This is a genomic window from Duganella rivi (assembly GCF_009857435.1).
GTDB lineage: Bacteria > Pseudomonadota > Gammaproteobacteria > Burkholderiales > Burkholderiaceae_D > Rugamonas > Rugamonas rivi.
This window is the reverse complement of the sequence record NZ_WWCK01000004.1, coordinates 368,917-385,134: the sequence shown is the minus strand read 5'-3', so window position 1 is coordinate 385,134 and position 16,218 is coordinate 368,917. Positions and strand designations below refer to the sequence as shown.

Here is a 16,218-nt window from a genome sequence, read left to right as displayed (position 1 = left end):
GGCGCGGCCTCTGTGGTTTTCCATTGTAAAAACAGAGTAAATAAACAACATGACTTCAGTTCCACTTACCAAATTCGGCGCCGAGCTTCTGAAAGAAGAACTGCACCAGTTGAAGACCAAAGAACGCCGTATCGTGATCGACGCGATTGCCGAAGCACGCTCGCATGGCGACCTGTCGGAAAACGCCGAGTACGATGCTGCCAAGGAGCGCCAGGCGTTCGTGGAAGGCCGCATCGCGGAACTGGAAGGTAAGCTGAGCGCCGCCCAAATCATCGACCCAACCACCCTGGACGCAGAGGGCCGCGTGGTGTTTGCCGCCACCGTGGACCTGGAAGACCTGGAGTCGGGCGCGAAGGTAAGCTACCAGATCGTCGGCATCGACGAAGCGGATCTGAAACTGAGCAAGGTATCGGTGACCTCGCCGATCGCGCGCGCGCTGATCGGCAAATCGGCCGGCGACGTGGTGGAAGTGCAGGCGCCATCGGGCCCGCGCGAATACGAAATTCTGGAAGTGCGCTACGTCTGATGCTACTCGCCCGCACACGTTTGCTGGTCGCGACCCTGTGGGCCGGCAGTTTATGGGCGGTGGGCTATTTGGCCGCACCGACCCTGTTCGCTACGCTGAGCGACCGCGTATTAGCTGGCACCATTGCTGCCAGCCTGTTTAAGAATCAAGCCTGGCTGTCGATTGCCTGCGCGGTGGTGATGCTGTTGCTGTTGTTGGCAACCCAGACCAGCACCGGCGGCATCTTTGCCGGTTCGGCGGCGAATATGGCGGCCAAGGCGCGCCGCACCTTGCTGATTATTGTGCTGGTGATGCTGGGTTGTACGCTGGTGTCGCACTTCGGCTTGCAGCCGATGATGGCGTCGCTGCGTGCTGCGGCGGGGCCGGGCGGTGTGATGGAAGGCGCCGCGCGCAATGAATTCGGTATCTTGCACGGTATTTCCAGCACCATCTATCTGGTACAGAGTCTGCTGGCCGCTTGGCTGGTGGTGAAGCAGTAATGATTTTCGCTCCCGCTGGCGCGGGAGCGATTACCGTATCAGCCCAATACAGTCTTTTTGGTCGACTTTTGACGAGCCTTGGCGCGCTTGATGTTGCCGCCCTGGGTCACGCGTTCATTTCCCTTCAGCAGTACCTTGGTCACCGACGGACGCTTGGTGCCGCTGGCGCTGGCCTTGACGATGGTGACTTCGCGCATGCCTTTGCCGGCGGTGGCGCTACGGGCTTTTTCCGTTTCCACTTTTGGACGGTACAGCACCAGCAGCTTGCCGATGTGTTGAACCGGCGCCGCTTTCAGTTGCTCGCAGATGGTTTCGTACATGGCGATGCGGGCTTCGCGGTCGTCGCCGAACACGCGCACCTTGATCAGGCCGTGCGAGTCCAGGCCCAGCGAGATCTCTTTGATAACGTTGGCAGTCAGGCCATCGGCGCCGATCAGGACGATAGGTTTCAGGCCGTGGGCTTCGGCGCGCAGGGCACTGCGCTCAACGGGGGTAAGTTTGATCATAAAATTTCTTTTTGTAGGTTCCTTAAAGGCAGTATTCTACGCGAATGGCTAAGAACAAAATAAACAAAAACTGGATTCACGATCATATTAATGATCCTTACGTGAAATTGGCCCAGAAAGAGGGCTATCGCGCCCGTGCGGCTTTCAAGCTGAAAGAGATCGATGAGGATGAAAAACTCATCAAGCCGGGGCAGGTGATTGTCGACCTTGGCTGCACGCCCGGCAGCTGGGCCCAGTACACCCGCCGCAAGCTGGCAGGCAAGGAGGGCGGTGGCGTGCATGGCACACTGATCGGCCTTGATATTTTGCCAATGGAGCCAGTGGCCGATTTCCACTTCATCCAAGGCGATTTCCGTGAAGCCGAAGTGCTGCAACAGCTGGAGGCTGTGGTGCAAGGCCAGAAAGTTGACTTGGTGTTATCGGATATGGCGCCCAATCTGTCCGGCATTCATGATTCCGATGCAGCCCGCATGGAGCATTTGATTGACCTGGCGATTGAATTTTCCCAGGCCCATTTGAAACCGGAAGGCTCGCTGCTGGTCAAATGTTTTAAAGACATGGGTTTCAACGACATCGTGCATAAATTCCGCGCCGAATTTAAAACCGTGATTCAGAAGAAACCGAAAGCCAGCCGCGACAAATCGTCCGAGATTTTCCTGCTGGGCCGTGGCCTGAAAAACCCGACCGATGGCGGCATGGCCTCGGCGCAACCGCTCGATTCTGGCGAATGGCGCCCTTGATATTTGCTGAACAACCCGCAAATGGGCCATCGGAGAAGTAGTTTTATCTTGATCGCAGGATGTTTTTGCTCAAATAATATGCTTTTCAGCCGGATTTAAGCCGGCGCACGGCAGGTTTGTGGCAACGCCTGCTCATTGCGAGTAAAATCGGGTTTCCAGCTTTAGGTCATACAGATGCGTCTCGCATCCAAGGAGTTTTCGTGAATAACATGTTTTCCAAATCAGCCATCTGGGTAGTCGTCGTGCTGCTCCTGCTTATGCTGTACAAGCAGTTTGATAGCCATGGCGTAACCGGTGGGGCCAAAGCCATCGCTTATTCCGACTTGCTGGATGACGTGAAAGCCAAACGCATCAAGGACGTCGTAATTGAAGGCGGCAACATTACCGCCACCCGCAGCGACGACACCAAAGTCCGCACCACCGCCACGCTGCTTGACCGCGGCCTGATTGGCGACCTGCGCGACAATGGCATCCATTTCGACGTCAAACCGCCAGAGGAGCCATCGTTCCTGTCGCAAGTGTTTGTGTCGTGGTTCCCGATGCTGCTGCTGATCGGTGTGTGGATCTTCTTCATGCGCCAGATGCAGGGCGGCGGCAAGGGCGGCGCGTTCTCCTTCGGTAAGTCGAAGGCGCGCATGATGGATGAAACCAATAACACCGTCACCCTGTCCGACGTTGCAGGCTGCGATGAAGCCAAGGAAGAAGTGGGCGAGATCGTCGACTTCCTGAAAGACCCTAGCAAATTCCAGAAACTGGGCGGCCGCATTCCACGCGGCGTGCTGATGGTTGGCCCTCCAGGTACCGGTAAAACCCTGCTGGCGCGCGCCATTGCGGGCGAAGCCAAGGTGCCGTTCTTCTCGATTTCCGGTTCGGACTTCGTTGAGATGTTCGTCGGCGTCGGTGCAAGCCGTGTGCGTGACATGTTCGAGAACGCCAAGAAGCATTCGCCGTGCATCATCTTCATTGACGAGATCGACGCGGTTGGCCGTCATCGCGGCGCCGGCATGGGTGGTGGTAACGACGAGCGCGAACAGACCCTGAACCAGTTGCTGGTTGAGATGGACGGCTTTGAAGCCCAGTCCGGCGTGATCGTGATCGCTGCAACCAACCGTGCAGACGTGCTGGATAAAGCGCTGCTGCGTCCGGGCCGTTTCGACCGTCAAGTGAACGTGGGCCTGCCGGATATCCGTGGCCGCGAACAGATCCTGAACGTGCACATGCGCAAAGTGCCTATCGGTACCGACGTCAAGGCTGACGTGCTGGCACGCGGCACTCCTGGTTTCTCGGGCGCTGATCTGGCTAACCTGGTCAACGAGGCTGCGCTGTTTGCCGCCCGCCGCTCCAAGCGCCTGGTCGATATGGCTGACTTCGAAGACGCCAAGGACAAGATTTACATGGGCCCTGAGCGTAAATCGATGGTTATCCGCGAGGAAGAACGTCGCAATACCGCTTACCACGAGTCCGGCCACGCTGTGGTGGCCAAGCTGCTGCCGAAGGCTGACCCTGTTCACAAGGTCACCATCATGCCGCGTGGCTGGGCACTGGGCCTGACCTGGCAGCTGCCGGAGCACGACAATATCTCGGGCTACAAGGACAAGATGCTGGAAGAGATTTCCATCCTGTTCGGCGGCCGTATCGCGGAAGAAGTGTTTGTCGGCCAAATGTCGACCGGCGCCTCGAACGACTTCTCGCGCGCTACCAAGCTGGCACGCTCGATGGTCACCAAGTTCGGTATGTCGGATGCGCTGGGCGTGATGGTGTACGAAGATTCGCAGAACGACGGTTTCCTGGGCGGTTCGAACAAGACCATCTCGGAAGCGACCCAGCAAAAGGTTGACGCGGAAATCCGCAAAATCCTGGACACGCAATACGCGCTGGCCCGCAAGCTGCTGGAAGACAACCGCGACAAGGTCGAAGTCATGACCAAGGCGCTGCTGGAGTGGGAAACCATCGACGCAGACCAGATCAACGACATCATGGCCGGCCTCGAGCCGCGTCCGCCGAAAGCCGGCGTGACGATCCGCAAACACCCACCGGGTGATGGTGGCAGCGGCGTCTCGCCTAGCGTGACTGCACCGGCCTAAGCCTTAGCGTTACGCGGTATCGCATCAACATCGAAGGGTGAGGAGCAATCCTCGCCCTTTTTCATTCTGGTTTCACATGCAATCTACCTTACAGTTTGGCCGTTTTAATTACCCGTGGCGGGGGCAGGGCGCGCGTGCGCGCGTGATGGGCATTCTTAACGTGACGCCTGATTCGTTTTCGGACGGCGGCAATTACCAGTCGCTGGAGTTTGCCATCTCGCATGCCGAGGAAATGATCGAGGCCGGCGTCGAGATCATCGACATCGGTGGCGAATCGACCCGTCCCGGCTCGCCGCCGGTGTCGCTGGAAGACGAGCTGCAGCGCGTGATGCCAGTGCTGTACGCGGTGCGCGACATGGGGCCGGCCATCTCGGTTGACACCTACAAGCCGCAGGTGATGCGCGAAGCCATCATCGCTGGCGTCGATATGATCAACGATATCAACGGCTTCCGCGCGCCGGGCGCCATCGAGGCGGTGCGTGACGCCGATTGTGCGCTATGCATCATGCACATGCAAAGCGATCCGCAGCACATGCAGCTGGCGCCGGCTTACACCGACGTGGTGGCCGAGGTCAGCGCCTTCCTGCGCGAACGGGTCGAGGCGCTGCTGGCGGCCGGTATTGATCGACGTCGACTTTGCATCGATCCCGGCTTTGGCTTTGGCAAGACTGTAGAGCATAATTACACCTTGCTGAAAGCCACTTCACGGCTGATCGACGAGCTGGACCTGCCGCTGCTGGCGGGCCTGTCGCGCAAGTCCATGGTGGGCGCGGTGACCGGCAAACCGGTCGAGCAGCGCATGGCGGGCAGCGTCGGCGGCGCCTTGGCGGCGGTGGCGCAGGGCGCCCTGATCGTACGCGTGCACGACGTGGCCGAGACCGTCGACGCCCTGAAAGTATGGCACGCAGCACAATAACAACGACTTAAAAGAGCACACACAATGGCACGTAAATATTTTGGCACCGACGGCATCCGCGGCCTCGTAGGCGAAGCACCGATCACCCCTGACTTTGTCATGCGCCTCGGCTACGCGGCCGGCAAGGTGCTGGCCAGCAAACGCAGCGGCAGCAGCCGACCGACCGTGCTGATCGGCAAAGACACGCGCATTTCCGGCTACATGCTGGAAGCGGCGCTGGAGGCCGGCTTCTCGGCAGCCGGCGTGGACGTGATGCTGGCCGGCCCGATGCCGACCCCGGCCATCGCCTACCTGACCCGCGCGCTGCGCCTGTCGGCTGGCGTGGTGATTTCGGCCTCGCACAACCCGTTCCAGGACAATGGCATCAAATTTTTCTCGCATCAGGGCACCAAGCTGCCGGATGCGGTGGAGCTGGACATCGAGGCTGAGCTGGATCAGCCGATGAACTGCGTGCCGTCGGAAAAACTGGGCCGCGCCAAGCGCCTGGACGACGCCCAGGGCCGCTACATCGAATTCTGCAAGAGCACCTTCCCGAACGAGCTGGACCTGCGCGGCCTGAAAGTAGTGGTCGATTGCGCCCACGGTGCGGCCTACAACATCGCCCCGCACGTATTCCACGAGCTGGGTGCGGAAGTGATCGCCATCGGCAACAAGCCGGACGGTTTCAACATCAACCTGGAGCATGGCGCCACCGCGCCGAAAGCCATGGCTGCTGCCGTGCAAGCGCACGGCGCCGACCTCGGCATTGCCTTGGACGGCGATGCGGACCGCCTGATCATGTGCGACCACAATGGCCGCCTGTACAACGGCGACGAGCTGCTGTACCTGATGGTGATGGATCGCCTCGCTACCGGCCCGGTCGCCGGCGCCGTCGGCACCCTGATGACCAATATGGCGGTAGAAGTGGCGCTGAAAGAGAAGGGCATCGGCTTCGCGCGCGCCAAGGTGGGCGACCGCTACGTGCTGGAAGTGATGCAGGACAAGGGCTGGATCCTCGGCGGCGAGGGCTCGGGCCACCTGCTGGCGCTGGACAAACATACCACCGGCGACGGCATTATTTCCGCACTGCAAGTGCTGTCGGCATTGAAACGTGCCGGCAAGTCGCTTGAAGAGTGCTGTTCCGAGCTGACCATCTTCCCGCAAACCCTGATCAACGTGCGCGTCGCAGCCGGTTTCGACTGGACTAAGAATGCGGCCATGGTGGCGGAAAAAGCCAAGGTCGAGGCCGAACTGGGCGACAGCGGCCGTGTGCTGATCCGCGCCTCGGGTACCGAGCCGCTGATCCGTGTGATGGTCGAAGCGCGCAACGCCGACGATGCGCAATCGATGGCACGCCGCATCGCCGACAAGGTCGAAAGCCAGCTGGCTGCATAAAATTTCAGCACTGAAATTTAAATCAGGCGCTTTGATTGACGTCCGAGGCGAGTGAGGCTAAAATACTGTTCATCGGAGTGTAGCGCAGCCCGGTAGCGCATCTGGTTTGGGACCAGAGGGTCCAAGGTTCGAATCCTTGTACTCCGACCAAAAATATAGAACGGGTTGTCTGAAAAGACAGCCCGTTTTTCATTTCCGCTTCACATTCGTGAAGCCTATCTGCCCATAGCTCAGTTGGATAGAGCACAAGCCTTCTAAGCTTGGGGTCGCTGGTTCGAACCCAGCTGGGCAGGCCATCAGCATCCCCCCCCCCTTTTTGTGTGCAAGCACTATAAAGTAATTACATTATTTTAATTTAATTGTTGTATTGATAATCGTGCGCGAGTAGAGTGGTTGGGCTTCACCAAATGTCTCATCGTCGTAGTCCCTATCATTCTTGAACGGAGGTCTATCGTGCGTAAGTTGTCTCTACCGATCAAAACTGCAATTACCCTGGCTGCTCTCCTGGCCGCAACGACTGCCCAAGCTGCTTTAACGACATATACTAGCCAAGCCTCGTACCTGGCTGCCGTTGGTAATACCGGCATTGATGATTTTAATGATTTGACCAGCGCGGGCTATATCGGCCCACTCAGTCGTACTGCCGGCGCTTATGGTTACTCCGTTTCGTCGTCGCCTAATTCGCCCGTGCTGTATGGCGCCGGCCCCACTGGCGACGCGTGGTTAAGTACAAATAACGCTCGTGACGCTATCACCTTCAATAATTTCACCGGCGGGAGTATTGCAGGCGCTGGCGGTTATTTCTTTGGTTCCAATATCGCCGGCGGATTTACAAGTGCTACCGAGCTTATTCTCAAGGCCACGGATAGTACTGGCGCCACCTTAACTTATTCCCTGGCTAATCCTGGGACTAGTTCTTTCCTCGGTTTTGTATCGACCGGCCTGATCACTTCATTGTCGGTAAGTGTTACCCAACCCGGCTCGGGCTTTATTTGGCCTACCGTTAATAACCTGAATCTCTCGGTATCCGCGGTACCTGAGCCTGAAACCTACGGCATGATGTTGGCCGGCCTGGGCATGCTGGGCTTGGCAGCCCGCCGCCGCAATGGCGCGAAAAACTAGCGGGCCTTGATTCGCGCTAAAAATTGGCGTGTTGAGACTCAATTCTGGCATACTCCTCTAGCCCGGTACGAAGGAACGCCTCTCTGCCGGTCTTGAGGAGACCTTGATGACCTTGGATTGGAATGCGTTTGCTCCCGGTGTGGCGCTGGCCGGTGGAGTGTTGATTGGGCTGGCTGCGGCGTTGTTTGTTATTTTTAATGGACGGATTGCCGGCATCAGTGGAATTCTCGGCGGCCTGATTAAGCCTCGACGCGACGATATTGGCTGGCGTGTGGCTTTCATCGCTGGTCTAGTTATTGCGCCAGTTATTTACGCCTTGTTTTGGAAGCTGCCGGAAGTGCAAATTGAAGCCGATAGCACCACGTTAATTATTGCCGGTTTAATTATTGGATTGGGAACGCGATATGGTTCCGGTTGCACCAGCGGCCATGGAGTATGTGGGATATCCCGACTTTCTCCCCGTTCGATTATTGCCACCATAGTTTTTATGATGGCCGGGTTTATTGCCGTTTTCTTGGTGCGCCACCTATGATATTCATTTCTTTCTTGGCTGGCCTGGTATTCGGCATCGGCCTGATTATTTCCGGGATGGCGAATCCGGCCAAGGTATTGGCATTTCTTGATTTGGCAGGGAATTGGGATCCTTCATTAATCTTTGTCATGTGCGGCGCCATCGGCGTCGGTTTCTTTGCTTTTCTGTGGGCGAAATCCCGCCAAACGACTTTGCTGGGCGCGGAAATGAAACTGCCGACCGCAACTAAAATAGACCGCCGCTTGGTAATTGGTTCCGCGATGTTCGGCGTCGGCTGGGGCCTTGCCGGTTTTTGCCCCGGCCCGGCGCTCGTCGGCCTTGGCATGGGCTTGCCGAAGGCGACCATTTTCGTGGTCGCCATGCTCGCCGGTATGGCCTTGTTCGAGCTACTGGAACGGAGGCGCGGTGGATAAGTTCTGCTGCGAAAAAAATGCGCAGTGAAAAAATGTTCTTTCAAAACAGCGGCTTAGTGTCTTGGTCGCCCCCTTGTTAACAGCCTTATCCACAGAATTTGTTAACAACCGCCCGGCAAGCAGTCAATGAGGGCACGGCTGGCGGCGGACATGCGGCGGTGCGGTGGATAAATCAGGGAGAAAGGCTTGCTCCGACCGCTTAACTCCGGCAGCACTTCCACCAGTTGCCCGCTGCGCAACCGTTCTTCCGCCACGAAGCGGTAGGTCTGGCAGATCCCCAATCCCTGCTGCGCCAGCGATACCACGCCTAGCACGTCATCGGTCACCTGCATCCGGGCCGGAGGCTGCCAGTCGATATCCTTGCCATCCACCCGCAGCAGCCACGGCGATTGTCGCCCGGTGCTCGGCATGATGAAGGGCAGGCAGGCGTGGTGCGACAATTCCTCCAGGCTGCGCGGCATGCCTGCCGCCCGCACGTATTCCGGCGCGGCCACCAGGCACACCATCTCATCCCCCAGCCGCTTGGCCACAAGCCCGCTGTCGGCCAGTTCGCCCAGCCGGATTGCCATGTCGTAGCCCTCGTCGACCAGGTCGACGTTGCGGTTGTTGATACTGAGCTCGATCATCACCTGCGGGTGCCGTTCCATGAACGGGCGTAGCAGCCCCGGCAGGCGGTAGTGTCCGTAAGTCGTTGGCACGCTGATGCGCACCTTGCCTGACAGCGCGCCGCCTTGGCCCGAGATCGCCCGCTCAGCGTCCGCAATTAGCCCGAACGCATTGCGCGCCTGCTCAACGTAAAGATTGCCGGCCTCAGTTACGCTGAGCCGGCGCGTGGTTCGCCGCATCAACTGCACGCCCAGCCTAGCCTCTAGCCGCGCCACAGCCCGGCTCAACACCGACGGCGTCGTTCCCAGCGCCACTGCCGCCGCGCTGATGGTGCCCTTGTCGACGATGGTGACAAACGCCTCTACATCGGCCATGTGATCGAATTGTCGTGCCATTCATGCCTTTCAAGAACAAATGATTTGATGATGTGCGTATTTAAACACGGCCAAGGCATGAATACACTAGCTCCATCGAAACTAAGGAGTAGCAAAATGAAGAACACCTTCCGCAACACGATCGCCAGCGTCGTGCTGGGCTTGACCGCGCTGAGTGTCAACGCAGCCAACGTGCTGGTAGTCCTGTCCGACGAATCCCAACTGGCCCTGCGCGACAACAAGACTTTCGATACCGGTTTCTACGCCAATGAGCTGATGCAGCCAGTCAAAAAGCTGATCGATGCCGGCCACACCGTCACCTTCGCCACGCCGCTGGGCAAAGCGCCAACCGTGGATCGCAGCTCGCTCGACAAGATGTACTTCGGGAATGACGAAGCCAGCATGCAGCAGCACCTGGCCTTGCTCGATCAGTTGAAGATTACTTCGGTCACCAGCTCGCCGGTGATCAGCCTGTCGCGTGTAGAGCAGGGCGGCTACGACCGCTATGACGCCGTCTACATCCCCGGCGGCCACGCGCCGATGCAGGATTTGCTCTACAGCGCACCGCTGGGACGCCTTCTGGCCAGTTTCCACCAGCAAGGCAAGCCGACCGCGCTGGTGTGCCACGGCCCGATCGCGCTGCTGTCCACGCTGGCGCAGCCGCAAGCTTTCACCAAGCCGTTGGAAACCAAGGCCAAGGCAGGCAAAGCGCCGGCATGGATTTACGCGGGCTACCAGATGACCGTGATCAGCAATAACGAGGAAGAAGCCGCTAAGCCCATGCTCAAGGGCGGCGAGATGAAGTTCACGCCGCAGACGGCGCTGGAACGCGCGGGCGGCATCTACAGCAGCGGCGCGAACTGGCAATCGAAAGTAGTGGTGGATCGGGAATTGATCACCGGCCAGAATCCAGCCTCGGCCAACGGCGTGGCCGAGGCATTGCTGGCGCGTTTGAAACCGTAAGCCTCAGTGCAGCGTCGGCACGAATGCGCGCGCCTGGAAGGGATTGATTTCCTTGCGCAGCAAGAGCGGCATCAACGGGTCGTTGATGAAGGATTGCGACTTGTAGAAGTTCTCCGTGCCGTCGCCCGCCTGCAATAGCAAGCGATGGATGCCGACGCTCAAGCAATACTGCTCGATGCGCTTCATGATCCAGTGGCCGATGCCTTGGCCGCGATGCGAACTCAAGATCATCAGCTCCGATACAAAGCAAAACTCGGGCGGCGCCAGCTCCAGCCGGGCGATGCCGACTTGCTTGTTCTTGAACTCCACCGCCACCCACTGAATCTTGCCGCGCACGTCAGAGGCGTGGGCCTGCGGTGGCGCAGTCCCGAAGTGGGCGTCTTTGCGATAAGCCATCAGCACCTTGTTGGTGGGCGGCGCTTTTAGCAGGCGGAATTGCAAATCAAGATTCATATACGCGTTTCAATTACGTGATTCACGTATACTGGGCCGTGCACGCTAGCTGCGCAAGCCCCGATTTGTATAAATTGTTTCTTTCGCGTCATGTGCGACAATGAGCCATGAGCGACCAATACTTCTACCAACCCGCGCAAGGCCACGGCTTGCCGCACGATCCCTTCAACGCCATCGTCGGCCCGCGCCCGATAGGCTGGATCTCCACCCGCGCCGCCAGCGGCATTTTGAATCTCGCGCCTTATAGCTTCTTTAACGCCTTCAACTACACGCCGCCGCTGATCGGCTTTGCCAGTTTAGGACGCAAAGACACGCTCCGCAATGTCGAGGAAACCGGGGAGTTCGTGTGGAATCTGGCCACCCGCCCGCTGGCCGATGCCATGAACGCCAGTTGTGCCGCTGCCCCGCCGGAGGTGGACGAATTCCAGCTGGCCGGCCTCACGCCGGCCGCTTCCAAGATCGTCGCCGTGCCGTGCGTGGCCGAGAGTCCGGTGTCATTCGAATGCAAATGCAGCCAGATCATCCGCCTGCAAGGCGCGTCCGGTGCCGAAACCAATAGCTGGCTGATTTTGGGAGAAGTGGTCGGCGTGCATATCGCGCGCGAGCTGCTGCGCGATGGCATATATGATACGGCCGGCTCGCACACCATCTTGCGTGGCGGCGGCCCGGCCGATTACTTCGAGATCACGCCGGATAATCTGTTCCGCATGACGCGGCCCAGCTATCCGTAACGATCAGTAGGTATAGAACATGCGCTGAATTTGCTTGGTGTCGCTGGTCTTGGTCAGCGCCAGCATCAGCAGGATGCGCGCCTTCTGCGGGTTCAGCGTGTCGGACGCCACGAAGTCCAGCTCGTCGTCATTGGCCTCGCCATTGCGCGCCACGATGCCTTGGCCGACGCGGCTGGAACGCACGATCAGCACGCCTTGCTTGCGCGCTGCCACCAGGCCGGTCTTGACCGACGACGCCAGGCTGCCGTCGCCCACGCCGGCGTGGATGATGCCCTTGGCGCCGGCGCCGACCAGCGCGTTCAGCGCAACTGGATTAACATTGGCATAGCCGTAGACGATGTCAACCTGCGGCAGTGCCTCCAGCTTGCTGATGTCGAACTCGGTATCCACCGTGTTCTTGCGGGCCGGCAGATGGTAGAAGTAAGGCTTGTTGCCTTGGATGTAGCCGAGCATGCCCAGTTCCGGCGTCTTGAAGCTGTCCGGGGTCGAGGTGTTGGTCTTGGTGACGTCGCGCGCCGCGTGGATCTGGTCGTTCATGGCGACCAGCACGCCTTTGCCGACGGCTTCCTGGCTAGCGGCCAGCAGCACGGCGTTGTACAGATTGATCGGGCCGTCAGCCGACAGCGCGGTGCCCGGGCGCATGGCGCCGACCAGCACCACCGGCTTTTTGCTCTTGACGGTCAGGTCGAGGAAGTAGGCGGTTTCTTCCAGCGTGTCGGTGCCGTGGGTGATGACGATGCCGTCCACGTCCTGCTGCGCCAGCAGGGTGTTGACGCGCTTGGCCAGTTTCAGCCAATGGTCGTTGCTCATGTTTTCGCTGGCGATCTGGAACACTTGCTCGCCCTTGACGTCGGCGACCTTGGCCAGTTCCGGCACGGCCGCGATCAGGCGCTCGACGCCCACGGTGGCGGCGGTGTAGCCGACCGTGGTGGTGCTGGTGGCGCCGCTGCCGGCGATGGTGCCGCCGGTGGCCAGAATGGTCACGCGGGCGAGTTTTTCTGCTGCCCCGGCATAGGTACTTAGCAACATTGCACAGGCCAGCAGGGCTTTGCACCAGCGGGCGGAATTATTGTAGGACATGGAGTCTCCTGATCAGGCGGTAAAGCTTGGGATATTAACAAAACCCCTGCCTGTCAACAATGCGGCGTGTTGCCGCGTTAACTCAGGATTGCAGGAACAATATAAAAGAGAAAATATATGAGATTGGCGATCACGATAGCCGCGCTGCTAGCGCTGGCCGCCTGCGGCAAGACCGCAGAGCAAAAGCAGCGCGAAGAGGCGGCGGCGCTGACCACACTGGGCGAAAAATACGTGCGCGAGAAGGTGCTGGAGCCGGCACAGGCACAGTTCCGCAACCAATTCATCGGCAAGGGCGGCGCGCCATGCGGCGAGGTTAATGCCAAGGACGCGTTTGGCAGCTACATCGGTTTTCAGCGCTATATCTCGGTGGCGCGCGACCTGACCTTGCTGGCGCAGGATGTCTCGCCGGCCGAGTTCGAGGCACAGTGGCAGCAGCTCTGCCGATAAGTTCAAACCGCGCTATCATGGCCGTATCACACCGCGAGGATATGGCATGAATCAGAAATTCGGGGGCGTCGGCAATGCATCCCCTCACTTGGCGTCGTCCGACATCGGCAACCGCCGCCACCAGATTTTCCCCACCCTGAGCGAAGACCAGTTCGATATCCTGATGCGCTACGGCGAGCGGCAGCACTTTGCCGCCGGCGATGTGCTGTTCCGCCAGGGCGACCGTCACATCGCCATGTACGTCATCATCTCCGGCTCGATTGAGATCGAGCGCGGCTCGGCGCTGGGCTCGACCATCATTGGCACCCACGGCCCCGGCATGTTCACCGGCGAGATGGGATCGCTGGCCGGCCGCGCCGCTGTTGCCACCGCTCGCGTAGTGGCCGATAGCGAGTTAATCGTCATCAGCGAAGAGTCGCTGCGCACGCTGGTCATTTCCGAAGCGGCCCTCAGCGAAACCATCATGCGCGCCTACATTTTGCGGCGCGTGGCGTACATGTCGGATCAAACCGGCGGCGTGGTGGTGTTTGGCGCGCGCGATTCGCAGCAGACACTGATCCTGCGCCATTTCCTCAATCGGAACGGCCATCCCGCCGCGTACTTCGATACCGATACCGACAAGGATGCGCAAGCGTTGATGGATCGCTTCGGCGTGACGCTGGACGACATTCCAGCCGTGGTGACCATCAGCGGCGAAGTGCTGCGCCGACCGTCGCTGCGCGAACTGGCCGACGGCATCGGCATCAGCCCGGACAGCCTTGACGGCCGCTTGTTCGACGTGGTGGTCGTCGGCGCCGGCCCGGCAGGACTGGCCGCCGCCGTGTACGCGGCCTCGGAAGGCTTGACGGTGGCGGTGCTCGATGCGAAAGCGCCGGGCGGCCAGGCCGGCGCCAGCTCCAAGATCGAAAACTACTTCGGCTTCCCGACCGGCGTGTCGGGCCAAGCGCTGGCAGGCCGCGGCCTGTCGCAAGCGCGCAAGTTTGGCGCGGAAGTGGCGGTGCCGGTCAAGGTCAGCTCCGTCAATTGCGATAGCCCGGAATACGATATCGAAATCGACAGCGGCGAAAAGCTGCGCGCGCGTTCCATCGTCATTGCCAGCGGCGCGCGCTATCGCAAACCGAACTTGCCGGGGCTGGAGCGCTTCGAAGGGCGCGGCGTCTACTACAGCGCCTCCTTCATGGAAGCCAATTTCTGCGCCAATGAAGAAGTGGTGATTGTCGGCGGCGGCAATTCGGCGGGGCAGGCGGCGGTGTTCTTGTCGCAGCACGCCAGGCATGTGCACATCGTGGTGCGGTCAAGCGGGCTGGCGGCCAGCATGTCGCGCTACCTGATTCAGCGCATTGAGGCCTCTCCCAAGATCACGCTGCACACGCACAAGCAGATCGTTGAACTACGCGGCGAGGATCGCCTGGAAAGCATCTGCTGGCAAAGCGCGGGCGGCGAAGCGCGTGAAGCACCGGCACGCCATTTATTCCTGTTCCTCGGCGCGGAGCCGAGTACCGCGTGGCTGGGCGATTGCGTGGCGCTCGATGATAAAAACTTTGTGCTCACCGGGCCGGATGTGCCGTCGGAGCGCTGGCCGCTTGAGCGTCCACGCCACTTCCTTGAGACCAGCCGTCCGCGCATCTTCGCGGTGGGCGATGTACGCAGCGGCTCGGTCAAGCGGGTCGCGGCGGCAGTGGGCGAAGGCTCGGCGGCGGTGGCGTCGCTGCACCAAGCCTTGGCCTCCGACCTGCTTTAAGGCTCGATGCTGCTCAGCGGCTTACTGTGACGATTGGCGCGGCGGATCGGCGGCTGCTGAAGCGGCGGCCGCGCCAGCGCTTCCTGCGCGCGCTGGTAACCGTAGTCCCATTGATCCTGCATGTGCTGCACGAAGATCTCGTAACTCGGCGGCATGCGCAGTTCGATGCGGTTGCGTAGCCAGTCCAGTTTTTGCTGCATCTGTTGCTTCTCCAGCACTACTGATACGTCGGACGAATCGATGCGCATATCTGCCAAGTGCGAGTTGGCGTAGCGCAGGCGCGCGTTGCCGTCCACGCCCAGCACGGCGCGCCATGCGGGAATCGAGAACACTTGGTCGAAGGCTTCTTTAAACTCCATCACCACTTCGGCGCCAAGCTTGCGCGCGATTTCGACTGGGAACAGATCCAGCACGCCGCCGATGTATTCGTCGCCTTTGTACTGCGCGCAGCGGAAGTAAATCATGTCGGCGATGGAGATGCGGGCGGCGTCGGTGACGGCCACGCTGCCATCGGTCAGCAGCTCTTTGGCGACAGCGTGTTCGCCCCAGCGCGGCGCGTTCAGCGGCGAGTCCATACCTTGCAAGGCAGCTGCTGCGCGCGCGTTGCAGAACACTGTTTCCGCATACAGCTTGCGCTGGCCGCGTGGCTGGCCGACATCCGCTTCGTTGAACAGCAGCTTGCCGCCGATGATGGCGACATCCACTTCCGGCGTGCCAGTGGCAGACGGGAAGGGCAGTTGCGGCGGTATCTCGAACAGATAATCGGTGAACAGATCGGGGATCACAGGTGCGCTGGCGCTGTTCATTTTGCGCTTGGCGGCGCGCAGCAGCGTGCCAAGCAGCACGGCGTTATCGGTGGAGCGTAGGCTGCACCAGAACTGGTACATCTGTTCAGACGACAGCCACTTACGCTGCGCTTCGGGATCGGGCAGGTTATGAATAATGGCTGCAGCGATAGCGCCGCCGCAGCTGGCAAGCAGCACATCGGGCGCCTTGCCAGCCTGTCGCAGCGCGGCGTACATGCCGATGTAAATCCCGAAGCGGAATCCACCACCACCCATCACCATGCAGCGTTTATACGGTTTATACGATTCTTGCGTCATAGCCCGCAACGATACCACAAGCAAGCAG

At 59.8% G+C, this 16,218-nt stretch carries 17 protein-coding genes, 2 tRNA genes and 1 pseudogene; 15 read left to right on the top strand and 5 right to left on the bottom strand.

Translation table 11 applies throughout. From position 1 onward, the window contains the following. Positions 1–49: 49 nt before the first annotated feature. Both greA and GTP45_RS14240 read left to right on the top strand, forming a co-directional pair. A complete protein-coding gene (gene greA, locus GTP45_RS14245) occupies positions 50–526 on the top strand; it encodes a transcription elongation factor GreA (RefSeq protein ID WP_161014536.1) in 477 nt (158 codons plus the stop codon). Then, positions 526–1,005, top strand: coding sequence for a DUF4149 domain-containing protein (locus GTP45_RS14240; protein WP_161014535.1), 480 nt, complete (start codon positions 526–528; stop codon positions 1,003–1,005). Before greA ends, GTP45_RS14240 begins: the two co-directional genes overlap by 1 nt. A 38-nt stretch (positions 1,006–1,043) precedes the next feature. Here GTP45_RS14240 and GTP45_RS14235 read toward each other — a convergent pair whose 3' ends face one another. Continuing rightward, positions 1,044–1,511: a YhbY family RNA-binding protein gene (locus GTP45_RS14235; RefSeq protein WP_161014534.1), complete on the bottom strand. Its 468-nt coding sequence runs from the start codon at positions 1,509–1,511 to the stop codon at positions 1,044–1,046. 44 nt (positions 1,512–1,555) lie between these two features. Between GTP45_RS14235 and GTP45_RS14230 the strand changes: the two genes are divergently transcribed. The 9 genes and pseudogenes from GTP45_RS14230 to GTP45_RS14190 all read left to right on the top strand — a co-directional run bounded on the left by GTP45_RS14230 (position 1,556) and on the right by GTP45_RS14190 (position 8,692). After that, on the top strand, positions 1,556–2,251 hold the full coding sequence (locus GTP45_RS14230) for an RlmE family RNA methyltransferase (RefSeq protein ID WP_161014533.1): 696 nt from the start codon (positions 1,556–1,558) through the stop codon (positions 2,249–2,251). Between the two features lie 200 nt (positions 2,252–2,451). Then, the gene (gene ftsH / locus GTP45_RS14225; protein ID WP_161014532.1) at positions 2,452–4,335 is read left to right on the top strand and encodes an ATP-dependent zinc metalloprotease FtsH; all 1,884 of its coding nucleotides are present in this window, start codon (positions 2,452–2,454) and stop codon (positions 4,333–4,335) included. 76 nt (positions 4,336–4,411) lie between these two features. Then, on the top strand, positions 4,412–5,251 hold the full coding sequence (gene folP, locus GTP45_RS14220) for a dihydropteroate synthase (RefSeq protein WP_161014531.1): 840 nt from the start codon (positions 4,412–4,414) through the stop codon (positions 5,249–5,251). 24 nt (positions 5,252–5,275) lie between these two features. Next, positions 5,276–6,625: a phosphoglucosamine mutase gene (gene glmM / locus GTP45_RS14215; RefSeq protein ID WP_161014530.1), complete on the top strand. Its 1,350-nt coding sequence runs from the start codon at positions 5,276–5,278 to the stop codon at positions 6,623–6,625. A gap of 73 nt (positions 6,626–6,698) precedes the next feature. Continuing rightward, positions 6,699–6,775 (top strand) — tRNA-Pro (locus GTP45_RS14210). A gap of 69 nt (positions 6,776–6,844) precedes the next feature. Beyond that, positions 6,845–6,921 (top strand) — tRNA-Arg (locus GTP45_RS14205). A 157-nt stretch (positions 6,922–7,078) separates the two neighbouring features. Continuing rightward, entirely contained in the window at positions 7,079–7,747 is a 669-nt protein-coding gene (locus GTP45_RS14200; protein ID WP_371874453.1) for a PEP-CTERM sorting domain-containing protein, read from the top strand. 91 nt (positions 7,748–7,838) lie between these two features. Then, positions 7,839–8,279, top strand: a pseudogene (locus GTP45_RS14195) (YeeE/YedE family protein); the annotation flags it as partial. Beyond that, positions 8,276–8,692 (top strand): DUF6691 family protein, encoded by a 417-nt coding sequence (locus GTP45_RS14190; RefSeq protein ID WP_161014528.1) that lies wholly within the window; start codon positions 8,276–8,278, stop codon positions 8,690–8,692. The pseudogene GTP45_RS14195 and the gene GTP45_RS14190, both read left to right, overlap by 4 nt. Positions 8,693–8,793: 101 nt before the next feature. On the opposite strand, the gene GTP45_RS14185 is transcribed toward GTP45_RS14190, so the two are convergent. Continuing rightward, complete coding sequence (locus tag GTP45_RS14185) at positions 8,794–9,693, bottom strand: LysR family transcriptional regulator (protein ID WP_161014527.1); 900 nt, start codon at positions 9,691–9,693, stop codon at positions 8,794–8,796. 96 nt (positions 9,694–9,789) lie between these two features. Between GTP45_RS14185 and GTP45_RS14180 the strand changes: the two genes are divergently transcribed. Next, complete coding sequence (locus tag GTP45_RS14180; RefSeq protein WP_161014526.1) at positions 9,790–10,635, top strand: type 1 glutamine amidotransferase domain-containing protein; 846 nt, start codon at positions 9,790–9,792, stop codon at positions 10,633–10,635. 3 nt (positions 10,636–10,638) lie between these two features. Here GTP45_RS14180 and GTP45_RS14175 read toward each other — a convergent pair whose 3' ends face one another. Next, positions 10,639–11,088 carry a GNAT family N-acetyltransferase gene (locus tag GTP45_RS14175; protein WP_161014525.1) on the bottom strand — a complete coding sequence of 150 codons (450 nt, stop codon included), beginning with the start codon at positions 11,086–11,088 and terminating at the stop codon, positions 10,639–10,641. Positions 11,089–11,195: 107 nt separating this feature from the next. Between GTP45_RS14175 and GTP45_RS14170 the strand changes: the two genes are divergently transcribed. Continuing rightward, entirely contained in the window at positions 11,196–11,819 is a 624-nt protein-coding gene (locus GTP45_RS14170; protein WP_161014524.1) for a flavin reductase family protein, read from the top strand. A 3-nt stretch (positions 11,820–11,822) separates the two neighbouring features. Here GTP45_RS14170 and GTP45_RS14165 read toward each other — a convergent pair whose 3' ends face one another. Continuing rightward, positions 11,823–12,899: a type II asparaginase gene (locus tag GTP45_RS14165; protein ID WP_161014523.1), complete on the bottom strand. Its 1,077-nt coding sequence runs from the start codon at positions 12,897–12,899 to the stop codon at positions 11,823–11,825. Positions 12,900–13,016: 117 nt separating this feature from the next. Between GTP45_RS14165 and GTP45_RS14160 the strand changes: the two genes are divergently transcribed. Next, positions 13,017–13,346, top strand: coding sequence for a hypothetical protein (locus tag GTP45_RS14160; protein ID WP_161014522.1), 330 nt, complete (start codon positions 13,017–13,019; stop codon positions 13,344–13,346). Positions 13,347–13,392: 46 nt separating this feature from the next. Further along, a complete protein-coding gene (locus tag GTP45_RS14155) occupies positions 13,393–15,087 on the top strand; it encodes an FAD-dependent oxidoreductase (protein ID WP_161014521.1) in 1,695 nt (564 codons plus the stop codon). Here the strand turns inward: GTP45_RS14155 and GTP45_RS14150 are convergent. Then, entirely contained in the window at positions 15,084–16,190 is a 1,107-nt protein-coding gene (locus GTP45_RS14150; RefSeq protein ID WP_229258457.1) for a patatin-like phospholipase family protein, read from the bottom strand. The two genes, GTP45_RS14155 and GTP45_RS14150, sit on opposite strands and share 4 nt — an antisense overlap. Positions 16,191–16,218: the final 28 nt, after the last annotated feature.